The sequence below is a fragment of the Paenibacillus planticolens genome (genome assembly GCF_013141725.1).
GTDB classification, from domain to species: Bacteria; Bacillota; Bacilli; order Paenibacillales; family NBRC-103111; genus Paenibacillus_E; species Paenibacillus_E planticolens.
On the sequence record NZ_WHNZ01000086.1, the window covers coordinates 1 to 22,701 of the forward strand.

Here is a 22,701-nt window from a genome sequence, read left to right on the forward strand (position 1 = left end):
TTTTCCCTGATAGCTCAGTTGGTAGAGCACTCGACTGTTAATCGAGTTGTCACAGGTTCGAGTCCTGTTCGGGGAGCCATTTTTTATCCTATACCAGGCTTTTCATGGAGAGGTGTCCGAGCTGGCCGAAGGAGCACGATTGGAAATCGTGTAGGCGTCACAAGCGTCTCGAGGGTTCGAATCCCTCTCTCTCCGCCACTTAAAGCATGAGTACATAAGAAAAGCCTGTTTACGAGGCCCGTTGGTCAAGTGGTTAAGACACCTCCCTTTCACGGAGGTAACAGGGGTTCGAGTCCCCTACGGGTCACCATTCCTATCTTAGAAGTTTATTCCCATGGAGGCTTAGCTCAGCTGGGAGAGCATCTGCCTTACAAGCAGAGGGTCGGCGGTTCGATCCCGTCAGCCTCCATTTTTCCTTTTTTAATGACGCGGGGTGGAGCAGCTCGGTAGCTCGTCGGGCTCATAACCCGAAGGCCGCAGGTTCAAATCCTGCCCCCGCAACCAACCTCTTGTTGAGGTGCCTTTTATGTGTGGAGCCGTGGTGTAGAGGCCTAACATGCCTGCCTGTCACGCAGGAGACCGCGGGTTCGAATCCCGTCGGCTCCGCCATTTTTTATGCAGTATGAGTCATTAGCTCAGTTGGTAGAGCACCTGACTTTTAATCAGGGTGTCGTAGGTTCGAATCCTACATGACTCACTTTTTTTTATTTCCATTATATGCGGTCATGGCGGAATTGGCAGACGCGCACGGTTCAGGTCCGTGTGGGCTAACCCCCCGTGGAGGTTCGAGTCCTCTTGACCGCATCACCAAAAGCTTTCTTGCTTCCTTTTCGAAGGAGTAAGGGAGCTTTTTTTGTACATCCATCATCACTTTACTGTTGACATTGATTATTATTATCACTAATATCAGTATAGGCGGTAGATATGAGCGGTGGAGGTTGAACGGCATGAAAACGATTAAATACTGCTGTAGAAATGAGAAATTCGGATCCAAACAAATATACAAGTCATTGAAAAATGAATACCCGGACCTGAAGCAGAAAAAGAAGGATTGCTTAGGGAACTGCAGACACTGTAAGAAAGAATGTATCGCAATGATCGGCAAAAAGGAGCTGCTATGCGCCTCTTCGCCTGACTTACTATATGCGCAGCTCAAACAGATTATTGCTGAATCCAGAGCTGAAACCGTAATGGCTTAGACGATAACCTTTTTAAAAATTATGACTTCCGTTTGTATTTGTATGTGAAGTTCTGGTAATCTTGTATGTATGGGGAATACGCAATATATAACCATACAGAAGGGATGTGCAGCACATCATGTTAAAAGATGAACTAACGGAAGCGCTCAACGATCAGATGAACTATGAATTTTACTCTGCGCACGTCTATTTGGCGATTGCTGGTTATTGTGCGGCAGAAAGCTTGGATGGGTTCTCGAACTTTTTCACCGTGCAAGCGGAGGAAGAGAAGTTCCATGCCATGAAGATTTTTAAATTTATCAATGATCGCGGCAAAAAGGTTTCCTTCGCCGGCATGGATACGCCAGTGAATGAATACAAATCGATTCTGGACGCGTTTGAGCATGCTTATTTGCATGAACAGGAAGTTACAAGACGTATTTACCATCTGTCTGATTTGGCCCTCAACGACCGTGAGCATGCCACGATGCAGTTCTTGAAATGGTTCATTGATGAGCAGGTAGAGGAAGAAGCGATGTTCGACAGCATTATCAATAAGCTGAAACGAATCGACAAAGACAGCAATGCCTTCTTCATGTTGGATGCTGAGTTTGCGCAGCGTACGTTCACTCCACCGGCTGGGGAATAATTACATACAATTACTTAAGTGTACAAAGACTTACTCGTTTCGCGGTTAATCGCGAAGGGTAAGTTTTTTTCTTTTTTGCTGACGTATAGCTGTCAGGGGTTATTTTTAATGGGGGACCCGGATGGAGATGTCTTCGCAAATGCCTCTGAAGCGCTCTACACGCGTTCCTATAGTATTATGGGCATTTGTAAGAGTGAAAGAAAAGACTTTACTGTAGCCAAGCTGGAGGGCTTGTGGTGGGTAGATGGATATTGCGTTATCCTGTACAGGCTTTAGGAGTGGTGAAGGGGTGATTTTTGCGGTAAAATAGAAGAAAATGTCGGGCTAACGGGAGGGAAGGCGGATGCAGGCACGTCATATTTCTGCGATTAGTCATGCGCTCGGCGTTCTGGTGATTGTGATAGGATTCATGTTCCCTGTCTCTGCAGCCCATGCTTCCTGGCTCGATAGAGTGAAAGAAATTTATGAGCTCCCGGAGAATATGCAGCAAATTCAGAAAGATTACGAGGCAACGAAACAGCAATTAGAGGAGCAAAAGGACAAGCTTTCGGAAACGATCCGGCATTCGCAGGAAACGGAATCAAAGCTCCTTCAGCAAAACGAGACGCTTCAAAAGGAAAACCAGCTTCTGCAAGAGCGCTTAAAGACCATGGAGCAAGTGGCGCTGGATAAAGAGAAGCGGAATCGGAAAATAACGAATATGATTATCGCGGCTGTGCTGCTTGTCGTGCTTTATTTTATACTTGGACGAGTGTTTAGGTATGTGGTTTGGCGGAGACAGAAGCGTCATATGAGATAAAAGGGGTGAGTAGCATGGAAGTAGTTTTCGAATCTGCAAGCTCACTGGCAAAGATGGCCAAGCTGCGCATCGAGCAGGACGAAGCCATTCATGTGCTGCATCCGAACCAGATCGTAGCCTTTCAGGGTAGGTCCGAGCAACGGGAGGACTCCTTGATGAAGCTGCCCAGCATGTACCGCAAGAAACGTTTCATACAGTCGCGTGTACGCGGTCCTGCACAGCTCATGCTCGGGCTGCCCGAAGGCTACAGCATGTCTGTGGTGCCGATTGGCGCTGACGATGATCTTTTGTATGAGTTTCGCCATGTTTTGTTTTATACCGAAGGTGTCAGCTTCACTTCTCATCTGCAAAATGTTAAAAATACGCTCATTACGCAAGACCTCGTAAAAATGCAGTTCAAGGGACCGGGTACGCTAGGACTTCTGACCGCCGGCCCGTTGTATCAAATGACGCTGGATCCGAAGCAGCCCTTATATGTGGATATTAGCTGCCTTATTGCGTATCCGCGGAATGCCAAGCTGCGCCTTTGTGTGTACGGCAACACGTTAGCCAGTCAGCACATGAATTATCATTGGGAAATGACGGGACAGGGGCATGTACTGCTGCAGCCTTGCAAGCCGGATGCCAAGTTGGATGAGCATATGAAAAATGACAGCTTATTGCGACGAGTTGCCAGAGAAGTGATTCCGTTTGGCGGCATTTTTATAAAATAAAGATTGGCAACAAAAAACATTTGCATTTGTTCTGAAATCCTGATATATTATTCCTTGTCGCCTCTGAGAAAAGTTGATGAAGCGACATTCAAGACATACCGTGCGGAAGTGGCTCAGCGGTAGAGCATCGCCTTGCCAAGGCGAGGGTCGCGGGTTCGATCCCCGTCTTCCGCTCCATAAGCGCCCTTAGCTCAGCTGGATAGAGTATTTGACTACGAATCAAAAGGTCGGGAGTTCGAATCTCTCAGGGCGCGCCATTTCTATCAAGCAACATCATATATCGGGACGTAGCTCAGCTTGGTAGAGCACCTGCTTTGGGAGCAGGGGGTCGCATGTTCAAATCGTGTCGTCCCGATAAACACGCGGGTGTAGTTCAATGGTAGAACTTCAGCCTTCCAAGCTGGTAGCGTGGGTTCGATTCCCATCACCCGCTTCACACAAAGAAAGAGCCACCTTCGGGTGGCTTTTTCTTTTGCTGCGGTGAGGGAACGGTGCAGCGCAAAGGTAAGTAGGACCGCGCGCCATAGTCTAGCGCCGATTGTTTCCGCATGGAATATGTGCACGAATCGTAGTCGTGGAGCTTCCCTGGGAGTTCGAAAGGGAACTGAAGTCCGCTATTTGGGCCAGATCGGCCGGATTCCCAGTTTAGGGGGAACTACAGGGTCTTGTATGCTTCCTGCGGCTGATTTATTAGGCAAATTGGAGCAATAGAGGACCATAGTTCCCATTCAGAGGCGCAAGATGCCATCTTCGAGTAAATAACGGACTGTAGTTCCCCCAGCCTCCATATAATCATAATGCAGCGAGAGATATCTGCCTGATGCCCCTCATCTCTTGGCAAACAAAGATGAAAGCGGTATACTTTACATTGTTAACGTGTGCATACCGATGAGACAATAACCAATGAAATGAGGCTGACGACTATGAAGACGAAAAAGCTTGGAAATGCCGGATTTGACATCACGACGATGACATTTGGCTGCTGGGAGCTGGGCGGAGGCCCGTGGGAGTTTACGAACGATCAAAACAACATCGAGCTCATCCGCAAAGCATTCGAGCTTGGCATCACAACGTTTGATACGGCTGAAGGCTACGGAAATGGACATTCCGAAGAAATTGTCGGAGCCGCTTTGGCAGATATACGTAAGCAATGTATCATAACGACGAAGGTGAGCCGAAGCAATCTAAGTCCTCAGGATGTGCGGAGATCGGCAGAAAACAGTTTGAAACGTTTAAATACAGATTACATAGATATTTATTACATTCACTGGCCAAGCTTTGAAATCCCGGTGCAGGAAACACTTTCCGAATTTGTAAAGCTGAAAGAGGAAGGCTTGATTCGATCCATCGGCGTATCCAATTTCTCTTTGGAACAGCTGAAAGAGGCTGTGAGCTATGCGCAAATCGATGTGATTCAGCCGGAATACAGCTTGCTGCACAGAGCGATCGAGCAAGAGATTGTGCCTTTTTGCCGGGAGAATAGCATTGGTATAATGAGTTATAGCTCGATTGCGAAAGGGATTCTGACAGGGGCTTTCCACCTTCATGGCAGGACGCTGAAGGATGGAGACTTCCGCAAGGAGAGAAGGCTATTCCTTCCAGAGCATCTGGAGGCGGAGAAGGAACTTTTGGCGGTAATGAAAGAAATGGCGGATGCCAAGGAAACCAACGTTACACAAATCGCCATTGCGTGGCTGCTCCACCAGGAGGCGCTTACTTCAGCAATTATAGGCACGCAGGACGTACATCATCTTGAAAACAATATCCAAGCAGCATCACTCTCTTTATCTTCTTCAGAGCTGGAAACTTTGAACACGGTCAGCGATCAAGTGCTGTCTGTGATTGGCTACTAACGGCTGAACCGCCCGGTGGGGCGGTTTTTTCATGGGAAAATATCGCAGCAGCGCCAGTAAAAAAAGGTTGACTGGAAAAACTTACTACCACGCAAAAGTTGTATCTATCAAATAAACTATGCTAGTCTAGCATAGACAAAAAATGCCGAATCTTGGAGCAGCAAAAGCTCCGGTACGGGGGACTTCTTTACTTGGGGTGAATGAGCGCCGCTAATGCGAGCGTACTAGGGAAAACCTCTTCCCGAACCCGTCAACTAACCTCGGAGGCGTCAAGGAGGCAAGGTTTTGAAATCTTTTTCTTCACGTCTTATTTGTTCATGCGCAATTTTTTGCGCCGCAGTTCCTATGTTTACAGCACATGACGCCCAGGCTGCTGCACCTACGGACCGTTCTGTCAAGGTTCAGGTCAATGACGATCTGCTGCAGTTTCCGGAAGTGCAGCCTTACATTGATGACAAGGGCATCATGCAGGTGCCGCTTCGAGTTCTATCCGAGAAGCTGGGTTATCAAGTGAGCTGGAAGAAGCTGGAGAATGAGATTGAGGTCACACTGATCAATAAGCAGCAGTCGATCTTACTCGTTACAGATCAGCAGCAAGCGGTTGTAAACAGCAAGAGAATCAGTATGGAAAGCAGTCCAACCGTGTACCAGGGGAATACTTATGTGCCGCTGCGATTCATCACGGAAACTTTCGGTTCGCCGATTGAATGGAATGAAGCTAACCAGATCGCGATTGTGGATGTGGACGGAAAGTCGCACAAGCCTGCCTGGATCGCACCGCCGCCGGCACCCAAAGCCGCTGCTGCTCCTGTTGTTCCGTCTGTGACGGAGCAAATTATCCAAACAGCAAACGCCTATATGGGCGTGCCTTATGTATGGGGAGGAACAACGCCGAATGGATTTGATTGCTCCGGTTTTGTGCGGTTCGTGTACCAAGCGAAAGGGATCGACCTGCCTCGTACGTCAGCGGAAATGCACAGTGAAGCAGGCACGAGAGTTACGGATTTGAAGATCGGAGACTTAGTGTTTTTTGCTTCAAAAACTGTGAACCACGTGGGCATTTATCTCGGCAATGATCAATTCATTTCAGCGACTACATCCAGAGGCGTGGCTGTGGACAGTCTTTCGAGCTCTTATTGGAGCGCAAGGTATGTCGGAGCGAAGAGAGTTTTGTAAGGATAGGACTATCGAACACTTGTTTTCAATGTCATTCGAATGAGGGCATAGAAGGCGAGTGTTTTTTTTCGTCCGCGGAATCATGCGATTTTTATCGAAATTTTATGTTTTTTAGCCTATAATGAAGAAATGCTTGGAAGAAAGAAAGAGCAGGTGAACACGAGCACATGCAATTAAGTGTCTGGAAGAGCTGGTTATATAAAAAGAGACATTCGAATAAAGCAGATAGCATGTATACCGTGGATAAAGGTCCTGCGATGCCAGATGAAGTCCGGGAAGTCATTCAGCAATTTTTCCGTACTTACAATCATTTCAAAGGCGCTAGAAGCTTGCAAACGGATACGTTTATAAAAGAAGTATTTTACGCAACGAAGCAAGATCCGGGGGATCAAAGAACCATTGAAGAAATGGAATCCTATATCCAACATAAAAATGTGCTGCGATTGCGGTTGAAATCCTATGTCATCGATGAATATTTAAGCCTGGGCGAGAAGATCTGTATGATTGGCGTTACGCGGGAATTCAGCAACAATCATAGGAATCGCGTGCTTTATTTTCTAATCAAAGAAGGCCAGTCTTGGAAGTTTCACCATATCGCAAGGTCCCATCATGGCACTATCCTGGATAAATTTCAAATCAGAGAACAAACGGGTTTTGTCGTAGGCAATGAAAAAGCCGCTCTACTCTTCCTAACGCACTCCAGTTCCGCAGATGCCTCCACCTTTATAACGGGCGATTATGTGCATGCCGAGGGATATTTGGAAGTGGAGCAAGAGGCGAGCAGCCATTTGTATTATCGGGTTGTTCGAATGAACCGTGTTCACTAGAGAACTAGAATCTCGCTACAAGCCGTGAGGGTAAGCTTTGCTCTGTCGAGTAACGCTTATTTGGCGTTAAGATGCCTAAGCCCCTACAGGTTAGCGCCGGGTGTTTCTTTTTAATTCGCGAAGAGAATAGAAGGTTCCTCTCCAGTAAATCCCGCCTTGCTTCCAAGTAAGCCAAACGGAACGAGCGATGGTATATACCAGCAGCGAAGCGCTGACAGGCAGCAGATAGGCTTCATCCCCTTTCATGCTCATGAGGCGGGACATCAGCTTGCGGTAGAGCCAGATTTGCATCATAACAGCAACCGCATAGACGGAACCGCGCCAATCCCAGAGGAGAAGGAGACCGAACCACGGGAATATAAACAAGCCAAGCTGTCCTATGCAAGCGAGCAGGGCGAAGGTGTAGCTGTAACGGAAGCCGGAAAAAAGATTTTTCTCCAGTCCGATTACGGCTTCTTTAAGTGAAGGGTACCATTCGACCTGGAGCAAATGTTTGGCGGAGAGCACTCGCTGCCGGAAGCCGGATCTTTTGAGAAAAACGCCTAGCTGCAAGTCGTCGTCAGGTCTTAACGCGATCGCTCGATGCGTACCAATCGCTTCATAGGCATTCCGGCTCACCATATTGAAGGCTCCGATTCCGATGCCCGGCCCCCGGGAATTGTCAACGTTGGCACGCCAAGGCCGCACGAATAATGAAAATGAGAACAGAAAGAAATGAACGAAACCTTTGAGCAAAGGGCTTCTTGCAATCATATTCGGAGTCAGAGTGAGATGGTGTACGTCATTTTCCTTCATATAAGCGACAGCATCGGTTATCGTGCCCGGGTCAAAAATGATATCCGCATCCGTAAACAGCAAATACTGTCCCCTGGCTTGCAGATAGCCTTGATATAGCGCATGATTTTTGCCAAGCCAACCTTCCGGAAGGCGGGTGATGTGAATGATTTGCAGCTTGATATGCATGTCTTTTTTGCCCTCGGACCATTTGCGCAGCTCCTCCAATTGGACACCGGTAGCATCCCGGGAACGGTCGTTCACGGCGATGATCTCGAGGCGCGGGTAATTTTGGGAAAGAAGATGCCGAACGGTTTCGCGGATGGTGCCTTCCTCTTCTTTGGCAGCAATAATGACAGATACAAGCGGAGGCTTGTCCGGATATTTGGAAGATTTAGGCAGGGTTCGCAGGGCACGCAGTCCTTTTTGCACGTCAAAAGCGACATATAGCCAATAAAGGAGCGTTAGAATAGCGATGATACCGAGAGTGGACACACGATACCTCCTTGTGGAAGAATAGAAGTTGATCGCATTATATCATTCATCCTTAGTAGGGGGAAATTTTGCAAAAAGCTTGTGGGGGAGGAAATGATAGATGGAGGAGCCGCGCAGTACACCGGAGCAATTTTGGAAAAAAATGAATGGCGGGCAGTTGGCCCTGTTTCTTGAAGCCATTGGTAAAACGTCTGGGATGAAGCCGAATGCGCTCGCTTTCGTATGTATCGGGACAGACCGGTCGACAGGCGATGCATTGGGTCCGCTAGTAGGAAGCAAACTTGCTGAATTTGGGTATCCTCATGTTATAGGGACGCTGGAAGCACCTTGCGATGCCAGTAATATTGCGGCGCGGCTGCAGGAAATTCCGCAGGGCAGTATCGTTATCGCGATAGATGCTTGCTTAGGACAAAAGCTGTCTGTAGGCATGTATCAAGTGTCGAATCAGCCTCTGGCTCCAGGGAAGTCGGTTGGAAAAGATTTGCCTCATGTCGGCGATTATACGATTGCCGCAATTGTCAACGTCGATGGACCCAGACAGTACAATGTCCTGCAAACAACATCGCTTTACAGGGTTATGAACATGGCGGATGAAGTGGCGAAAGCGATTTCGCATGCTTTTCCCCTCGAATAGACAGACAGCTTTTGCAGCAGAATGGAGTGGTGTAAATGGGACCAGGCGGAATGGGACGTCTATCCGACAGGGATCGGCCTAAAGCGAAGCTGAAGGATGTTTCGGTCAAAAGAATTCTGACATTGTTCAGGGGTTACTGGGGACAATTGCTAGGCATTATCGGGCTGGCGCTGCTTGCGGCTGTGATCGGACTGATCCCGCCTTTGGTGATGAAGGAAATTATTGATAAAGCGATTCCGCAGGGAAGTATGAAGCTGCTCGCCGAGATGGCGATGCTCATGCTGCTGCTTCCGCTTTTGAGCGGTGTGCTTGGGGTATGGCAAAATCATCTCAATACGAAAGTAACCCAAGGAGTGATCAGGGATTTGGGTTTGTCGTTGTTTCAAAATTTGCAGCGGCAGTCGATGGCATTCTACACGGATGCCAGATCGGGCGAGATCGTTCAGCGGATTACCGGGGATGTGCAGGCGGTACAAGGGGTTGTCACTTCGCTTGTGGTCTCGTCCATTACCCAGCTGGTCATTGTCGCGACAACGATCGGCATTTTGTTTGCCCTTGATTGGAAGCTGGCCATTATCTCTGTGCTGATTCTTCCGCTATTTATGATGCCGGTCAAAAAAGTTTCCAAGCTGCGCAAAGCGCTCCGCATCGAAACGCAAAAGGTGCGTTCGGATATTACTTCGCAGCTGAACGAAAGCTTTGGCATCTCAGGCGCTTTGCTGACTCGTATTTTTGGCAGGGAGCGGCATCAGGAGGCCGAGTTCAAGGCGATGAACCAGAAAGTGATGGATCTGGAGCTGCGGCTCAATCTAGTCGGACGTTGGTTCGGGATGGCGACGAGCACGCTCGGACCGTTAGGGACGGCCATCATTTATTTGTATGGCGGTTATTCGGTCATTTCGGGCACGATGTCGCTGGGGGCGATCGTCGCTTTCGCCGCTTATCTGGGGCGTCTGTATATGCCGGTAGGCACGCTGCTGAACCTGCAGGTCGAGGTGGGGACTGCGCTGGGCGTGTTTCAGCGGATTTTTGAATATCAGGACATGGTGCCTGATGTGATGGATGCTCCCGGAGCGCGGCCGCTGCCCCAAGTCGCGGGACGTGTGGCTTATAAGCATGTTTCTTTTGCTTATAAGCCAGGGCAGTATGCGCTGCGGGACGTGACGTTCGAGGCGCAGCCTGGCGAAATGATCGCGCTCGTCGGGCCGAGCGGCGCCGGCAAATCGACGCTGATCGGGATGATTGCGCGGCTGTACGACCCGACGGAGGGGATCGTCGAGGTCGACGGCGTGAACGTCCGCGACGCCCGGCTTGCCTCGCTGCGCTCGCAAATCGCGTACGTGACGCAGGAATCGTTTCTGTTCCACGCGACGATTGGCGACAACCTGCGCTTCGCGAGGGAGGACGCTACGCGTGAGGAGATGGAGGCCGCATGCCGTCAGGCCTACATCCATGATTTTATCGTGTCGCTGCCCGAAGGGTACGACACGATGGTCGGAGAGCGCGGGCACCGGCTCTCCGGCGGCGAGCGCCAGCGGATCGCGATTGCCCGCGCGATCCTGAAGCGCCCGCGCATCCTCATCCTCGATGAGGCGACCTCGCACTTGGACTCGGAATCCGAGTCCTATGTGCAGGCGGCGCTCGAGGAGCTGATGCAAGGGCGCACGACGCTCGTGATCGCGCACCGGCTCTCCACGGTGCTTGCCGCCGATCACATTCTGGTGATCGAAGCGGGCAGCGTCGTGGAGCGGGGCACGCACCGCGAGCTTCTCGATCTTGACGGGCTGTACGCGCGGCTGTACAGCACGCAGTTCGCCAAGGCGGATGACGAGGCGTAGGGGGTGGCCCTGGAAGGTCTGAGACGACCTTTCGGGGGCGCTTTTTTTTGTGCCGTTATTGCAGCTGCAGGAATGTGCGTGCTGGGCAGGGGTAGCTATATTGCAGTTATAGGAGTGCGTGTGCTAGGTGGATAGTGTCTTTATGGCAGCTATAGGAGTGCGTGTGCTAGGTGGATGGCGTCATTATTGCAGCTATAGGAGTGTGTGCGTTAGGTAGATGGCGTCATTATTGCAGCTATAGGAGTGTGTGTGCTAGGTGGATGGCGTCATTATTGCAGCTAGAGGAGTGCGTGTACAAGGTAGATGGCGTTTTTATGCAGTTAAAGGAGTGCGTGTGCTAGGTGGATGGCGTCATTATTGCAGTTAAAGGAGTGCGTGTGCTAGGTAGATGGCGTCTTTATTGCAGCTAGAGGAGTGCGTGTACAAGGTAGATGGCGTCTTTATTGCAGCTAATGAATGCGTGTGCTAGGTAGAGGGAACTGTGGTCCGCTATTTTTGGCGAAAACCAGGTATATGGCTGGTGGTGGGGAACTACGGTCCTCTATTTTGTTGTTTTCGGCGCAAATGAGGGCAACCTGTGGCAAATAAGACCCTGTAGTTCCGCTCAAAGTGGGAAATAGGCCGATTCCGTAGAAATAGAGCCCTGTAGTTCCCCAAACGCCCCAGGGTTTTTGAGAATGCCAGGCGGGCGTTAACTTTTCGCGTCATAATGCGGTTACAGGAATACTCATGCTAGGTAGAGGGAACTGTGGTCCGCTATTTTTGGCGAAAACCAGGTATATGGATGGTGGTGGGGAACTACGGTCCTCTATTTTGTTGTTTTCGGCGCAAATGAGGGCAACCTGTGGCAAATAAGGCCCTGTAGTTCCCCCAATCACCCCAAGGGGTGTGAGAATGCCATGCGGGCGTTAACTTTTTGCGTCATAATGCGGTTACATGAATACTCGTGCTAGGTAGGAGACGTCTTTGCTTCATCTGCTGGTACACGCTGTGGGGCAAACCTCCTTAACAGAAAGCTGGCATGAGATCGCCATTGTAAACCATGGAGGATTCGCCGAAAAAATCGCCAAATATATAGTATTCCCAAACGACGGATAAAAGGACAAGGAGCCAAACCGATGGTAGAGAACAACCGTGTGCTGGAGGAAATCGTAAGCGATATCCATGCCAAGTTTGGCATGAAGGTAATAAATGTTCATCAGCTTAATAAGGGCTGGCTGAATGTGAAATGGCGGCTAACGACAGGCGGCGGCTCTGTTTTTGTTAAGTTTTATCATCCGGATCGATATAAGCTCCATGTCACGGAAAAAAGAGCAAAGATAGAGCAGACCCTGTATCTGCAGCAGCGATTGTTTAAGTCCGGCCTGTCCTGCCCGGAGGTGTACGCCCTGGAGGGGCGGTTTATTCAGGAGTCGCAGGGAGGCCACCGGTATGCGATTATGGATTGGGTGGAGGGAAGCGTTCCTGATCCCGGCAGCATCAGCAATTCCCACATGTACGAGCTAGGCCGAACTACAGGCCGAATGCATCAGCTGCTTCGGGATGTTCCTCTGGCCCGGCACGCTTGGCAACCGGATCAGAAGGCATGCCTGAAGGAACTGCAAGCTAACTTCGAACAAGCGGCGACTGTTAGAAATATGCCCCTCACAGGCCTGTTGGAAAAGGCGATCAAAAATGTTCAATCGCTAGATTTTGATGTGTTTGCAGAGAGTCCACGTGGCTGGATTCACTGGGATCTGTGGGCGGATAATCTGCTGTTGCGTGAAAATGGGGCAGCAGCGATCGTCGATTTCGACCGAATGGATGTCGCCTATCCGGAAATCGATATCGCTCGTGCTGTTTTGTCCGGTGCATGGGAGAAGGAGCGACTTCGGCCGGATGCCGCCGATTGTTTCTTAAACGGATATCGGGAGCATGCCGCCGCACCAAAAGGAACTCTTCTGCGGGCCGTTCACATGCTGTATCTGATTGAATCCATTTGGTGGCTGCGCACAGAGATCTATGAAGAAACCGGAGTCCCCGCGCGGTTTTTGCAGGAGTTGGCGTGGCTTACCGAGCAGTGGGATGGACTTCCGGAAATCTTTTCTCACATTTCGTAATTTCACCTGATTTGGACATGATAAGTGGAAATAGGAATGTCGACGAGAGGGTAGGATATTGAAAATTTGGCTGAACATCTGGATTGTCATCGTCATGTTGACCGCCGGTTATCATCCGGTTTATGCCGCTGACGGGGCTGAGGCGTTTGATATTGGGAAGGGTGAAGTCATAAAGACGATTACCCATTCGGCAAGTTTGCAAAGTGAAGTCGGGAAGTGGCTGGCTTCCATTACCGGTCCTGTAGGTTCCTTAAACATCGAGCCTGCCAGCGGGATAGCTATTAAGGTTGAGCTTGCTCCTCCTTTGAAAGTCAGCAATCCATGGGTAACAGGAACCGTTACGCAAGTGGTTTTATTTGTTGGGCAGTCGGCAGCGTATACCCCAAAGCTTTTAATTTTTACGCAGGCAAATGAGGTAGTCGCCGTAACTTTCAAGCATGATGTTAAACGGTTTTTAAAATCGAATGGGTTATACAGCCATGAACTAAACTTGGTTATGCCAAATTAGCGGACCGGTCCCGCAGGCGTAAGTCATTGTAGCGGAGTAGCTGCCGAAGTTCGGTGGCTTTTTTAGTAGATAAGAAAGTATAAGTTATATACTTTTGCTTCTCATCTACCTTGACAAACGCGCTCGTCCTGAAAGGACGACGAAGTCGTTTATCCTTGCGTTCGGGGTGTGGTACTATAGAGTTAATATTCTTTTATAAAAAAGGTGATTCGCGTTGGAATTAACGTATTTAAAAACGTTTCGTGAAGTAGCTAAATGGGGAAGTTACACGCGCGCCGCGGAAGTGCTTGGCTATGCCCAGTCGAGTATTACGACCCAGATTCAAAAGTTGGAGGAATCCTACGGGGCCGTTCTCGTAGAGCGTTACGGAAGAAGTATGAAGCTGACTCTGGCAGGAGAAGCGCTATTACAATATGCAAACGACATCCATAGGCTTCATGAGGAGTCCAAGGAGGTCATTTCCCGGCAGTCCAGAGGCATACTTTCGATTGGCACGATTGAAACTTTAGCCGCCTTCTTTCTCCCGCCACGACTTCAGACGTACCGGCAGCATTTTCCGGACATCAATGTCATGATCCAACCGGGCAATGAGCCCTTCATTATTGAAGCTGTAAAAGAAGGGGCGTTGGATGTAGGCTTCATTTTAGATCCTCCATTTGCAGATCCGGAGCTTCATTGCAGCATATTGAGAGAGGAAGAGCTGGTCATTATCGCTAGCCCTGCCCACAGATTTGCTGCTGCGCACGAAGTGCAGATTGGGGATTTGGAGAAAGAATCGTTCATCTTAACGGAAGAAGGCTGCACGTACCGCGCCATGCTGCTCAGGACGCTCAAAAGCAATCAAATTCCTTATTCCTTGTCGTACGAGTTTGGGAATTTAGAAGCGATCAAACAGTGCGTCATGTACGGACTTGGCATTGCCCTATTGCCGCGCATTGTGGTGGCTGAAGATATAGAGAAGGGGCGGGTCATCGCCGTTCCACTTGTTCATCCGGATTTTAAGTTCTACACGCAGCTCGTTTATTCGAAGAAAAAGTGGCAGTCCAAAGCGTTCCTCGGCTTTCTAGACGTTCTCGGCGCATCCAATTATCAAAATGAATGAAGTATGGTATCGAATTCTATCGATAACTCCATGGTTTGAGACTGTGTTATAGTCATTTCAAGTCATTCAGAACTTGAGAATAACATGCAAATGGAGGTCGTATTATGAATAATCAATCTGTATACTCGCTGGTGCTGGAAACGCCTGCTGCTTCGCCGGAAGCTGTGCATCGCCATTTTATGAACAAATTATCGGTAGAAACGGATGTAGCGGATGTGCGTTATGACATGCAGCATGGGGTGGACGATTTCCTGCTGATCGATGTGAGGAGCAGTAAGGCGTATGCCGAGTGCCACATCCCGGGAGCGATCAATTTGCCTTCTAACCAAATCAACGAGGTTACGACGGCTGCTTTTTCCAAAGAGCAAGTGATTGTCGTTTATTGTTGGGGACCGGCATGCAATGGCGGCACGAAGGGCGCTGCCCGTCTTTCCGGGCTTGGTTTTAAAGTGAAAGAAATGATAGGCGGGATCGAGTATTGGCGCAAGGAAGGGAACGAGGTAGAAGGCACGTTGGGGCAAGCGGCTCCATTAGTCGGATAATCGCATACGGGTGAAATGAGGACTGCCGAGAGGCGGTCTTTTTTTTGCGGCGCCGCGTCTGAAATTAATACACAGTCGTTCCACGTACACAACCTCGTTGGCGATTAGGGAAACTACAGGTCGCTATTTTGCCAGAAACGGCCAGTTGAGCGCAGGAGAGGGAACTAGGGTCCGCTATTTCGCCACCTGTGGGCACATATTTGGACGGTTGAGGTGAATAAGACCCTGTAGGTTCCCAATAAACCCCTGAATTCCAGCTTTACCTCGAAATAAGAGAACGAGGTTCCCTTATTCCAATCAGCACCTCAATGCGCTCTTCCGAGCACAGTCGTACCTTGCATTCTGGCTAAGTTGCAGGAGCGGGATGAGCGTATCTTTTTATGCTGATTACACAGGAAAAAGTTTAACAGATAAAACAATTGATATTGATTCTCACTATCAATATAATGATTTCAATAGGCGAACATCCAACAAATACCAGGAGGTGAACGGAAATTGTCTTTTCAGGAGCAAATTATGCTGTGGAATCATGCGGCACTGAAAGTGCTGGACGTTCGCCGTACGATTATGCAGCCGGGCGAAAACGTACTGGCGTATCAGCTTCCGGCGAGCGTGTTTTTGTATGCAACGCGGGGGCGGGCTCAGGTGATGCTTGATGACATCGTGTATACGGCGGAGAAATGCCATATCAGTCATGCGGGCAAAGGGACTTTTCTTGATATTGTCAATGTCTTGGAAACTTTTGAGTATTTTATGGTGTTCTATAGAGCCGTTCTGGCGCTGCCGGCAAGAAAAGATTTGCTTCGGTTGCAGGAGAAAAGCAATCCTTTTAAACTGCAATTCGGATTTATGCCGCAGCATCCGCTTTTGTTGTTTGGAAAGCTGGAGGAGATGCACCATCAGTGGATGCAGCTAGGGACGTTGGAAAAGTTTCATGTCAAAGCGCTATTTCACCAGTTTGTTTATGAAATGCTGCAGCAATTGCGGGAGCAGGGCAGTGAGATGACAGGTCCGGAGCCGGTCGGCCAAGCGATCCGTTATATGCAGGAGCGATACGCCGAACAGATTACATTGCAGGGATTGGCAGAACTGCTGGATTGCAATGCGCGGCAGCTGCAGCGGTTATTCAAGGCGAAGGTAAGTATGGGGCCGATGGAGTATTTGATGCAGGTACGGCTCGGGAAGGCGAAATCGTTTCTGCAGCATACGGACGTACCGCTTTCCGAAATCGCAGAGGATATCGGGTATACGGATAGTTACTATTTTAGCCGAATATTCAAAAAGCATGTTGGCGTTTCGCCGGGACGGTTTAGAGAGCAGTCCGGTCAGATCGATTTCCGTCGCCAAAATCCATGGTTTATGTCGCAATTACCCATTGTTCCCAGTAAATTGCAAAAGTATAGTGGGTTAGGTGAGGATGAATATCATTATCATGATGTGAGCGAAGGGATGACAGCATATGTCTACACAAGTACAAAACCTTCTATAGCTGTCGGCTTCATGCTGACGCTCGCCTTACTACTTAGTGTATGCTCAGGACCTGCAGCCGCTAGCGCTCAGGCGGGTGGAAACACGACGCATCCTAATATAGCTTTGATGCAATCCCAGGCAGGTATAGCAGTATCGAGCGAATTGATTGCCAGCGCTGCTCTGCATAAAGTCCGAACGATCAAACATCTTAAAGGCGAGCTGGTGCTGGACAAAGCGCCTGAGAAAATCGTTGTGCTGGATATGCAATATATCGACCAGCTTTTGGCACTAGGCAAACAGCCAGTCGGCAGTGTTATTGCGACTACGGATGCTTCGGAATTTCCGGCCTATATCTCCCAGCAGCTGAGTGGCATCAAAGTATTGGGAACCAAGGAGAAGCCTGATCTCGAGGCGATTAGGATGGCTGAGCCAGAACTTATCGTTTGTACGGAGTTCCAGGCGCACCTGTATGACGATCTTGTTCAAATAGCGCCAACGCTGCTGCTTGATCGGAATGCCGATTGGCGTTCGACGCTTCAGACGTTTGGACAGATTACGAGCGAGGAAAATGAGGTGCCGGGCGTACTGGAATCGTACCATCAAAAGATCGCAAAACTGCAGACTGCGTTAGCAGGAAAACTGACGGGCGAGACCGTTGCCTTAATCAGGCCGCGTGACAATCAAATTCGGCTTCACACGACTTCGCATCGCACAGCGGATATTTTGTACGGCGATCTGGGGATGCAAGCTCCGGATTGCGCAAGAGATACGGGGAGGTCCAGCAAGTGGATTTCGCTTGAAGCTCTGCAGGATGTCGATCGTCTATTTGTTTTAACGGACGATTCGAATCAGGCATTGACCGGGGAGTTTCAACAATCCGAGATATGGAAAGGTCTGCGAGCCGTACAAGCCAACCATGTATATACATGTAACACAACAATGTGGATCGGATACTATGGCCCTATCGCCATCGATCTCATCGCGGATGAAATAGCAGAAGCTTTGCTGGGAGAAAATACGGGATGGGGAGAGAGAATATGACCATAACGAAAGTGCGACTGATCATCGATTCCAGTGCCGGGGATGAACTGGCGCGCGCGAAGCTGGTCGATCTGCATCAAATTGTCGTTGATCAGGTGATGCGGCTGAAAATGAAGGAAGCGGTGAAAGTTACGATTGAATATGGGGAGGCCGATCCGGATGATCGGCTTTCTTCGCAGGCGACAGACGGCGTTGAGAACGATGGGGGCGGCTTGCAAGCCGGGAAAATGGACAGCTTAAGCGAGAGGCAGCGGCAAATCGCCGAGATGCTGTGCAACCATTATTCGATTAAACGAATAGCGGATGAGCTTTATGTGAGCGTAAATACGGTTAAGAAACATATTCAGAACATGAAAAAGGCGCTGGGTATCGACGCTTCGGGCGCAGATTTTATATATACGGTGAAACAAATGCTGCAAAAGGGGGGCAATGACGAAAAGGTCATGCTTCAATCGGAGTAGCGATATTATCTGATTGGAGAATTTACTTGGTTCAGACTTGTTTGGTATTCTTAAAACATATTAATTGATAATGATTATCAGTATCAATTAACTAAAAACAAGGTCTGAAGGAGTGAAGCATACCATGGTCAATCTTACTGTCACGGAACAGTCCCAAAATACGCGCTATCTCGAAAGCCAATCGCAGCGGGAATCCAACGCGAGATCGTATCCCAGAAGGCTTCCGATTGCGATACAAGAAGCGGAGGGAATTTACGTAAAAGATATGGACGGCAAGGTGTATTACGACTGTCTTGCCGGTGCCGGAACGCTTGCACTCGGTCATAATCATCCTGTGGTCGTTGAGGCCATCAAGGAAATGCTGGACAGCAAACGACCGCTGCACACGCTGGACCTGACGACTCCGCTGAAGGAAAGGTTCGTAGATGAGTTGTTTGCCAGCTTGCCGGACGAGTTTGCTAAGAACGCCCGCATCCAATTCTGCGGCCCGACAGGCGGGGATGCCATTGAAGCAGCGATTAAGCTGGTCAAAACAGCAACGGGCAACCGCAGCATCCTGTCCTTCCAAGGCGGATACCACGGATCAACGCATGCGGCGATGAGCCTCAGCGGAACGCTTGGGCAGAAAGAGAAAGTGAACGGGCTGATTCCTGACGTACACTTCATGCCGTACCCTTACGCATACCGCTGCCCGTTTGGCGTTGGCGGAGAGCGGACGCAGGAGATCTCCTCCCGCTATATCGAGAACTTGCTCGACGATCCCGAAAGCGGCATTGTTTCGCCGGCCGGCATGATTTTTGAAGTTGTGCAAGGCGAAGGGGGCTCTATTCCTGCACCTGTGGAATGGCTGCGCGAAATGCGCAGAATCACGCAGGAGCGGAACATTCCGCTCATTATTGATGAGGTGCAGACGGGACTTGGGCGAACCGGCAAGCTGTTCGCTTTCGAGCATGCCGGCATCGTCCCGGATGTGCTGGTGTTGTCGAAAGCGATTGGCGGCAGCCTGCCGCTATCGGTCGTCATTTACCATAACAAATTGGATGTATGGAAACCTGGTGCCCATATCGGTACGTTCCGGGGCAACCAAATGGCGATGGCAGCCGGTCTTGCCACGCTGAAATATATCAAAGAACACGATATTCCCGGCAAAGTGGAGAAGCTCGGTGAACATCTTCGCAAACATTTGAATGCGCTGAAGCTGGATGTGACTTGTATCGGAGACGTGCGTGGCCGGGGATTAATGGTCGGTGTAGAAATCGTCAACGCCAAAAAGACGTTGGACCCATTAGGCCATTATCCGCAGTATCCTGAGTTGGCCAGACGGATTCAGCAGGAATGCTTCCATAGAGGCTTAATTCTTGAAGTCGGCGGCAGACATTCCTCCGTCATGCGTTTCCTGCCCCCGCTCATCGTCACGCAGCAGCAATTGGATGAGATTGCACGCCTGTTCAGCGAAGCCGTTCAAGCGGCTTACACAGCTTTGGATGCATGATCGGAGCCGGTAGAGAAAGGAGAGATCGACCACGGATGTTACAACAGCAAACGGACGCAGCCGCAAAAAGCGCTGAGCTGGCCGAAAAGGCAACCATACGCGCATTACTGAACTGTTATTTGAGAGAGACCGGGGAAAGAGATCCAAGAGCTGCAATCCCCGGATTGCGTTATTTCATCGAATCCTTCCCTAAGCAGGGCGACCCGTTTATGCTGCATCTTCCAATGATCGGCAAAACGATTGCCGGGGCCATGACTTACTATTCGGCCATTGGACAGCACGTGTATGGCGCGTTCGTATACGAAGCGGTATCCGGTGGAGTATTTCGCGAACTGGATATGGCGCGATTGCTTACACTGCTGCTCTCCGAGCTGGGATGCCGTGAAAAAGCTGGCGATCGCGAGGCGCACGAGCAGATCATACGAACGCGAATCGAGAACAGCTACCGCCAAATGAGCCGGTATATGAAGCATTTCCTTCATCAAGGACAAGCGGAGCAAGCCTGGAAGCCGGAATGCGTCCGTTCGGAGCAGTCGCTCTATACCGGCCATCCGTTTCATCCCTATCCGAAAAGCACCGAAGGCTTCGACTTCAGCGAGCTTGCGGCATACAGCCCCGAGATGGGCGCCTCCTTCCAGCTGCATTACTTTGCAGTCCGCAAGGAATTCGTCCATGAAGAGTGGCTGGCCGGAGAAGAAGATGGGGCGATTCCGCCGTCTGCCATTTTGCACGCTCGTCAGCAGTTGGGGGAGGCAGCGGGCGACTACCGCCTGCTGCCCATGCATCCATGGCAAGCGGATTATGTGATGCGCCAGCCTCAAGTACGGCAATGGCTGAAACAATCCGCCATCATTAGTCTTGGCTTGTGCGGGCCTGTCGTATATCCGACTTCTTCGGTAAGAACAGTATGGGAACCGACAGGAGGCTACGGCTTCAAGCTGCCGCTGCATGTTCGCATTACGAATCTGCTCCGCGAGAATACGCAAGAGCAAGCTGAGCGGACGATGGATGCGGCTAGAGTACTGCATCATCTTAAGCATGAATGCCAAACCGATTGCTTCCAGATCCTGTCGGAGACAGGCTACAGCAGCGTTAGGCTGAAGGGGATGCCGGAAGAATGGTCATCAAGCTTCACGGTCATCTACCGTCCGATGGAACTTCCTAACCCGTTCACCTATGTACTGGCATCGCTCTTGGAAAGTTTGCCGGAACAAACGGAGCCCAAGCTGATCCAGGCCATCAGACGAAGCGGGCAGGGAGTGCTTCCTGATTTGCGCGACTGGTTGGCAGTCTATTTGCGAATTTCAATGGTATCGCTGCTGCGGCTGTTAGCCAAATGGGGAATCTCCTTCGAGGCGCATTTGCAGAATTCGCTGGTGTCCCTGAAGAATGGCATGCCCGACTGCTATTATGTGCGCGACCTCGAAGGCGTCAGCATCGATCACCGCAAGGCAGCCGGAGCGGGCTGGATAGGCAAGCTGATCGCAGAGAGCAGTCCAGTGCTGTACGAAGAATCCGAAGCTTGGATGAGGACCAAATATTATTTCTTCGTGAACCATTTGGGTTCACTGATTCATACGATAGCGGCCTACAGCCGTGAAGGCGAAGAACATTACTGGCGCATAGTTCAACTAGTGCTCCAACAGGAGCGTTTAGATGCGGACGACCCCATGCTCCCTTATATCGACGATTTACTGCACAGCGAAAGTCTGCCGGCGAAAGCCAATTTCACCAGCTGTTTTCTGGCCAGAGGAGAAAGACCGCTGTTCGTCGACATCCCCAATCCGATGAAGGTATAGCCGTGGACAAATGGAAACGCAACTTGTACATCATCTATGTCGGTCAATTTCTGGCTATGGCTTCCACAAGCAGCATTACCCCTTTTTTACCGCTGTATTTGCAAGATCTTGGACTAACCGATCCGAAAAAAGTGCTTTTCTGGTCAGGGATGATCTACGGAGCGAATCTATTGACGGCCTTTCTGTTCTCGCCGCTCTGGGGGAAGCTGGCCGACAAGTGCGGTCGCAAAGTCATGCTGGTGCGCTCCGGCATCGGCATGGCCGTTACGATCACCTTGATGGGCGTTGCCACCAGTCCTGTGCAGCTGCTGCTGCTGCGTCTCGTCAACGGCGTGCTTTCCGGGTTCGGTCCGGCAGCCATTGCCCTTACGGCAACGAATACGCCCAAAGAGCGCAGCGGGTATGCGCTGGGCATGTTACACTCCGGCGCGGTAGCCGGTACGATATGCGGGCCGCTGCTAGGCGGTTTGATGGCCGACCATTTCGGTCTGAGAGAGGTGTTCTTTTATACGGGCATCAGCATTTTCGTTGCGGCATTAATCGTTATTTTCGGCGTTAAGGAAACGTTTGAGAAGAAAGAAAGAACCGAGAAGAAGACGGGGATGATACAGGATTTTAAAACGATCGTGGCTAGAAAGCCAATCGCCTCGCTATTCGTCTCCTCTGCCCTGTTAAGGGCGGCAATGATCGGCACCCTGCCGCTCATTCCGCTGTATGTGCAGCAATTGGCGGCCGGATCCAATAATCTGGTCGTCCTCGCAGGCATAACCTCGGCAGCTATGGGCATTGCCAATATGATCACGGCTCCGCATCTGGGCAAGCTGGGCGACAAATTCGGTTCGCACCGGATCTTCCTCTATGCGGTGTTTGGCGCGATTGTTTTCTCGATCCCGCAAGCGTTCGTCCACCAACTGTGGCAGTTAATCGTGTTAAGGTTTTGCACGGGTGCCTGCATTGGCGGCATGATGCCGTCGATGAATGTGCTCATCCGGCAGTATGCGCCGGCAGGCATGGAGAGCCGGACATACAGCTATGTCAATTGCGCCGTGCTGCTGGGCGGTTTGGCAGGCTCGCTCGGTATGGGCGCAGTAGCGTCCGGCTTCGGCTTGCCGATGATTTTTCTTTGTGCGGCAGTCCTGCTCATCATCAGCAACATTTGGATGAAAGTGAAAGTGTTCCCTTATATCGTGCAGCGCAATGAATCGGCCGTCCTGACAGGCAGCCAGGAAATATACAAATGAGGTGTAACGA

19 protein-coding genes, 12 tRNA genes and 1 riboswitch are annotated in these 22,701 nt (G+C 50.2%); of the genes, 30 read left to right on the forward strand and 1 reads right to left on the reverse strand.

All coding sequences use genetic code 11. The annotated features are described in order from the left end of the window. Nucleotides 1-3 precede the first annotated feature (3 nt). The 19 genes from GC097_RS32660 (at nt 4) to GC097_RS32750 (ending at nt 7,195) form a co-directional block, all read left to right on the forward strand. Nucleotides 4-79 (forward strand) — tRNA-Asn (locus tag GC097_RS32660). A 27-nt stretch (nt 80-106) separates the two neighbouring features. Then, nucleotides 107-198, forward strand: a tRNA-Ser gene (locus GC097_RS32665). 37 nt (nt 199-235) lie between these two features. Further along, nucleotides 236-310, forward strand: a tRNA-Glu gene (locus GC097_RS32670). A 26-nt stretch (nt 311-336) separates the two neighbouring features. Next, a tRNA-Val gene (locus tag GC097_RS32675) sits at nt 337-409 on the forward strand. Nucleotides 410-427: 18 nt separating this feature from the next. Beyond that, nucleotides 428-504 (forward strand) — tRNA-Met (locus GC097_RS32680). Nucleotides 505-532: 28 nt separating this feature from the next. Further along, nucleotides 533-609: transfer RNA gene (locus GC097_RS32685), tRNA-Asp, on the forward strand. A 15-nt stretch (nt 610-624) separates the two neighbouring features. After that, nucleotides 625-697 (forward strand) — tRNA-Lys (locus GC097_RS32690). Between the two features lie 22 nt (nt 698-719). After that, nucleotides 720-804: transfer RNA gene (locus GC097_RS32695), tRNA-Leu, on the forward strand. Between the two features lie 143 nt (nt 805-947). Further along, nucleotides 948-1,199, forward strand: a complete 252-nt coding sequence (locus tag GC097_RS32700) for a DUF1450 domain-containing protein (protein WP_171687447.1) — start codon at nt 948-950, stop codon at nt 1,197-1,199. Between the two features lie 118 nt (nt 1,200-1,317). Then, nucleotides 1,318-1,827 carry a ferritin gene (locus GC097_RS32705; protein WP_171687448.1) on the forward strand — a complete coding sequence of 170 codons (510 nt, stop codon included), beginning with the start codon at nt 1,318-1,320 and terminating at the stop codon, nt 1,825-1,827. A 343-nt stretch (nt 1,828-2,170) separates the two neighbouring features. After that, nucleotides 2,171-2,626 carry an SH3 domain-containing protein gene (locus tag GC097_RS32710; RefSeq protein WP_171687449.1) on the forward strand — a complete coding sequence of 152 codons (456 nt, stop codon included), beginning with the start codon at nt 2,171-2,173 and terminating at the stop codon, nt 2,624-2,626. A 14-nt stretch (nt 2,627-2,640) separates the two neighbouring features. Continuing rightward, the gene (locus GC097_RS32715; protein ID WP_171687450.1) at nt 2,641-3,339 is read left to right on the forward strand and encodes an AIM24 family protein; all 699 of its coding nucleotides are present in this window, start codon (nt 2,641-2,643) and stop codon (nt 3,337-3,339) included. A gap of 102 nt (nt 3,340-3,441) precedes the next feature. Beyond that, nucleotides 3,442-3,516, forward strand: a tRNA-Gly gene (locus GC097_RS32720). Between the two features lie 3 nt (nt 3,517-3,519). After that, a tRNA-Arg gene (locus tag GC097_RS32725) sits at nt 3,520-3,596 on the forward strand. A 24-nt stretch (nt 3,597-3,620) separates the two neighbouring features. Continuing rightward, nucleotides 3,621-3,694: transfer RNA gene (locus GC097_RS32730), tRNA-Pro, on the forward strand. A gap of 7 nt (nt 3,695-3,701) precedes the next feature. Then, a tRNA-Gly gene (locus tag GC097_RS32735) sits at nt 3,702-3,772 on the forward strand. A gap of 490 nt (nt 3,773-4,262) precedes the next feature. Next, nucleotides 4,263-5,192, forward strand: coding sequence for an aldo/keto reductase (locus GC097_RS32740; RefSeq protein WP_171687451.1), 930 nt, complete (start codon nt 4,263-4,265; stop codon nt 5,190-5,192). A 133-nt stretch (nt 5,193-5,325) separates the two neighbouring features. Then, nucleotides 5,326-5,476: riboswitch (cyclic di-AMP (ydaO/yuaA leader) on the forward strand. Between the two features lie 61 nt (nt 5,477-5,537). Further along, the gene (locus tag GC097_RS32745; protein WP_171687452.1) at nt 5,538-6,368 is read left to right on the forward strand and encodes a C40 family peptidase; all 831 of its coding nucleotides are present in this window, start codon (nt 5,538-5,540) and stop codon (nt 6,366-6,368) included. Nucleotides 6,369-6,535: 167 nt separating this feature from the next. Beyond that, nucleotides 6,536-7,195, forward strand: coding sequence for a hypothetical protein (locus GC097_RS32750; RefSeq protein WP_171687453.1), 660 nt, complete (start codon nt 6,536-6,538; stop codon nt 7,193-7,195). Nucleotides 7,196-7,285: 90 nt separating this feature from the next. On the opposite strand, the gene GC097_RS32755 is transcribed toward GC097_RS32750, so the two are convergent. Beyond that, on the reverse strand, nt 7,286-8,464 hold the full coding sequence (locus tag GC097_RS32755) for a glycosyltransferase family 2 protein (protein ID WP_171687454.1): 1,179 nt from the start codon (nt 8,462-8,464) through the stop codon (nt 7,286-7,288). A 100-nt stretch (nt 8,465-8,564) separates the two neighbouring features. Here GC097_RS32755 and yyaC point away from each other — a divergent pair, with 100 nt between their 5' ends. From yyaC to GC097_RS32810, 11 genes are all read left to right on the forward strand, one after another. Then, complete coding sequence (yyaC, locus tag GC097_RS32760) at nt 8,565-9,098, forward strand: spore protease YyaC (RefSeq protein ID WP_171687455.1); 534 nt, start codon at nt 8,565-8,567, stop codon at nt 9,096-9,098. Between the two features lie 35 nt (nt 9,099-9,133). Further along, nucleotides 9,134-10,936 carry an ABC transporter ATP-binding protein gene (locus GC097_RS32765; RefSeq protein ID WP_171687456.1) on the forward strand — a complete coding sequence of 601 codons (1,803 nt, stop codon included), beginning with the start codon at nt 9,134-9,136 and terminating at the stop codon, nt 10,934-10,936. 1,118 nt (nt 10,937-12,054) lie between these two features. Then, entirely contained in the window at nt 12,055-13,035 is a 981-nt protein-coding gene (locus GC097_RS32770) for a phosphotransferase enzyme family protein (RefSeq protein ID WP_171687457.1), read from the forward strand. Nucleotides 13,036-13,093: 58 nt separating this feature from the next. Continuing rightward, on the forward strand, nt 13,094-13,543 hold the full coding sequence (locus GC097_RS32775) for a hypothetical protein (RefSeq protein ID WP_171687458.1): 450 nt from the start codon (nt 13,094-13,096) through the stop codon (nt 13,541-13,543). Between the two features lie 214 nt (nt 13,544-13,757). Continuing rightward, a complete protein-coding gene (locus tag GC097_RS32780; RefSeq protein ID WP_171687459.1) occupies nt 13,758-14,645 on the forward strand; it encodes a LysR family transcriptional regulator in 888 nt (295 codons plus the stop codon). 104 nt (nt 14,646-14,749) lie between these two features. Then, a complete protein-coding gene (locus GC097_RS32785) occupies nt 14,750-15,187 on the forward strand; it encodes a rhodanese-like domain-containing protein (protein ID WP_171687460.1) in 438 nt (145 codons plus the stop codon). Between the two features lie 495 nt (nt 15,188-15,682). Next, on the forward strand, nt 15,683-17,698 hold the full coding sequence (locus GC097_RS32790) for an AraC family transcriptional regulator (protein WP_171687461.1): 2,016 nt from the start codon (nt 15,683-15,685) through the stop codon (nt 17,696-17,698). Then, nucleotides 17,695-18,159, forward strand: a complete 465-nt coding sequence (locus tag GC097_RS32795) for a helix-turn-helix transcriptional regulator (protein WP_171687462.1) — start codon at nt 17,695-17,697, stop codon at nt 18,157-18,159. The genes GC097_RS32790 and GC097_RS32795 overlap by 4 nt, the downstream gene beginning before the upstream one ends. 124 nt (nt 18,160-18,283) lie before the next feature. After that, nucleotides 18,284-19,651, forward strand: coding sequence for an aspartate aminotransferase family protein (locus GC097_RS32800; protein ID WP_171687463.1), 1,368 nt, complete (start codon nt 18,284-18,286; stop codon nt 19,649-19,651). 35 nt (nt 19,652-19,686) lie between these two features. Beyond that, nucleotides 19,687-21,450, forward strand: a complete 1,764-nt coding sequence (locus GC097_RS32805) for an IucA/IucC family protein (RefSeq protein ID WP_171687464.1) — start codon at nt 19,687-19,689, stop codon at nt 21,448-21,450. Nucleotides 21,451-21,452: 2 nt separating this feature from the next. Beyond that, nucleotides 21,453-22,691 (forward strand): MFS transporter, encoded by a 1,239-nt coding sequence (locus GC097_RS32810; protein ID WP_171687465.1) that lies wholly within the window; start codon nt 21,453-21,455, stop codon nt 22,689-22,691. Nucleotides 22,692-22,701: the final 10 nt, after the last annotated feature.

Coding starts and splice junctions, on each gene's coding strand:
- GC097_RS32750 (WP_171687453.1), top strand. CDS start 6,536: ATGCAATTAAGTGTCTGGAAGAGCTGGTTATATAAAAAGAGACATTCG.
- GC097_RS32765 (WP_171687456.1), top strand. CDS start 9,134: ATGGGACCAGGCGGAATGGGACGTCTATCCGACAGGGATCGGCCTAAA.
- GC097_RS32740 (WP_171687451.1), top strand. CDS start 4,263: ATGAAGACGAAAAAGCTTGGAAATGCCGGATTTGACATCACGACGATG.
- GC097_RS32770 (WP_171687457.1), top strand. CDS start 12,055: ATGGTAGAGAACAACCGTGTGCTGGAGGAAATCGTAAGCGATATCCAT.
- GC097_RS32710 (WP_171687449.1), top strand. CDS start 2,171: ATGCAGGCACGTCATATTTCTGCGATTAGTCATGCGCTCGGCGTTCTG.
- yyaC (WP_171687455.1), top strand. CDS start 8,565: ATGGAGGAGCCGCGCAGTACACCGGAGCAATTTTGGAAAAAAATGAAT.
- GC097_RS32745 (WP_171687452.1), top strand. CDS start 5,538: ATGTTTACAGCACATGACGCCCAGGCTGCTGCACCTACGGACCGTTCT.
- GC097_RS32805 (WP_171687464.1), top strand. CDS start 19,687: ATGTTACAACAGCAAACGGACGCAGCCGCAAAAAGCGCTGAGCTGGCC.
- GC097_RS32795 (WP_171687462.1), top strand. CDS start 17,695: ATGACCATAACGAAAGTGCGACTGATCATCGATTCCAGTGCCGGGGAT.
- GC097_RS32800 (WP_171687463.1), top strand. CDS start 18,284: ATGGTCAATCTTACTGTCACGGAACAGTCCCAAAATACGCGCTATCTC.
- GC097_RS32700 (WP_171687447.1), top strand. CDS start 948: ATGAAAACGATTAAATACTGCTGTAGAAATGAGAAATTCGGATCCAAA.
- GC097_RS32785 (WP_171687460.1), top strand. CDS start 14,750: ATGAATAATCAATCTGTATACTCGCTGGTGCTGGAAACGCCTGCTGCT.
- GC097_RS32705 (WP_171687448.1), top strand. CDS start 1,318: ATGTTAAAAGATGAACTAACGGAAGCGCTCAACGATCAGATGAACTAT.
- GC097_RS32715 (WP_171687450.1), top strand. CDS start 2,641: ATGGAAGTAGTTTTCGAATCTGCAAGCTCACTGGCAAAGATGGCCAAG.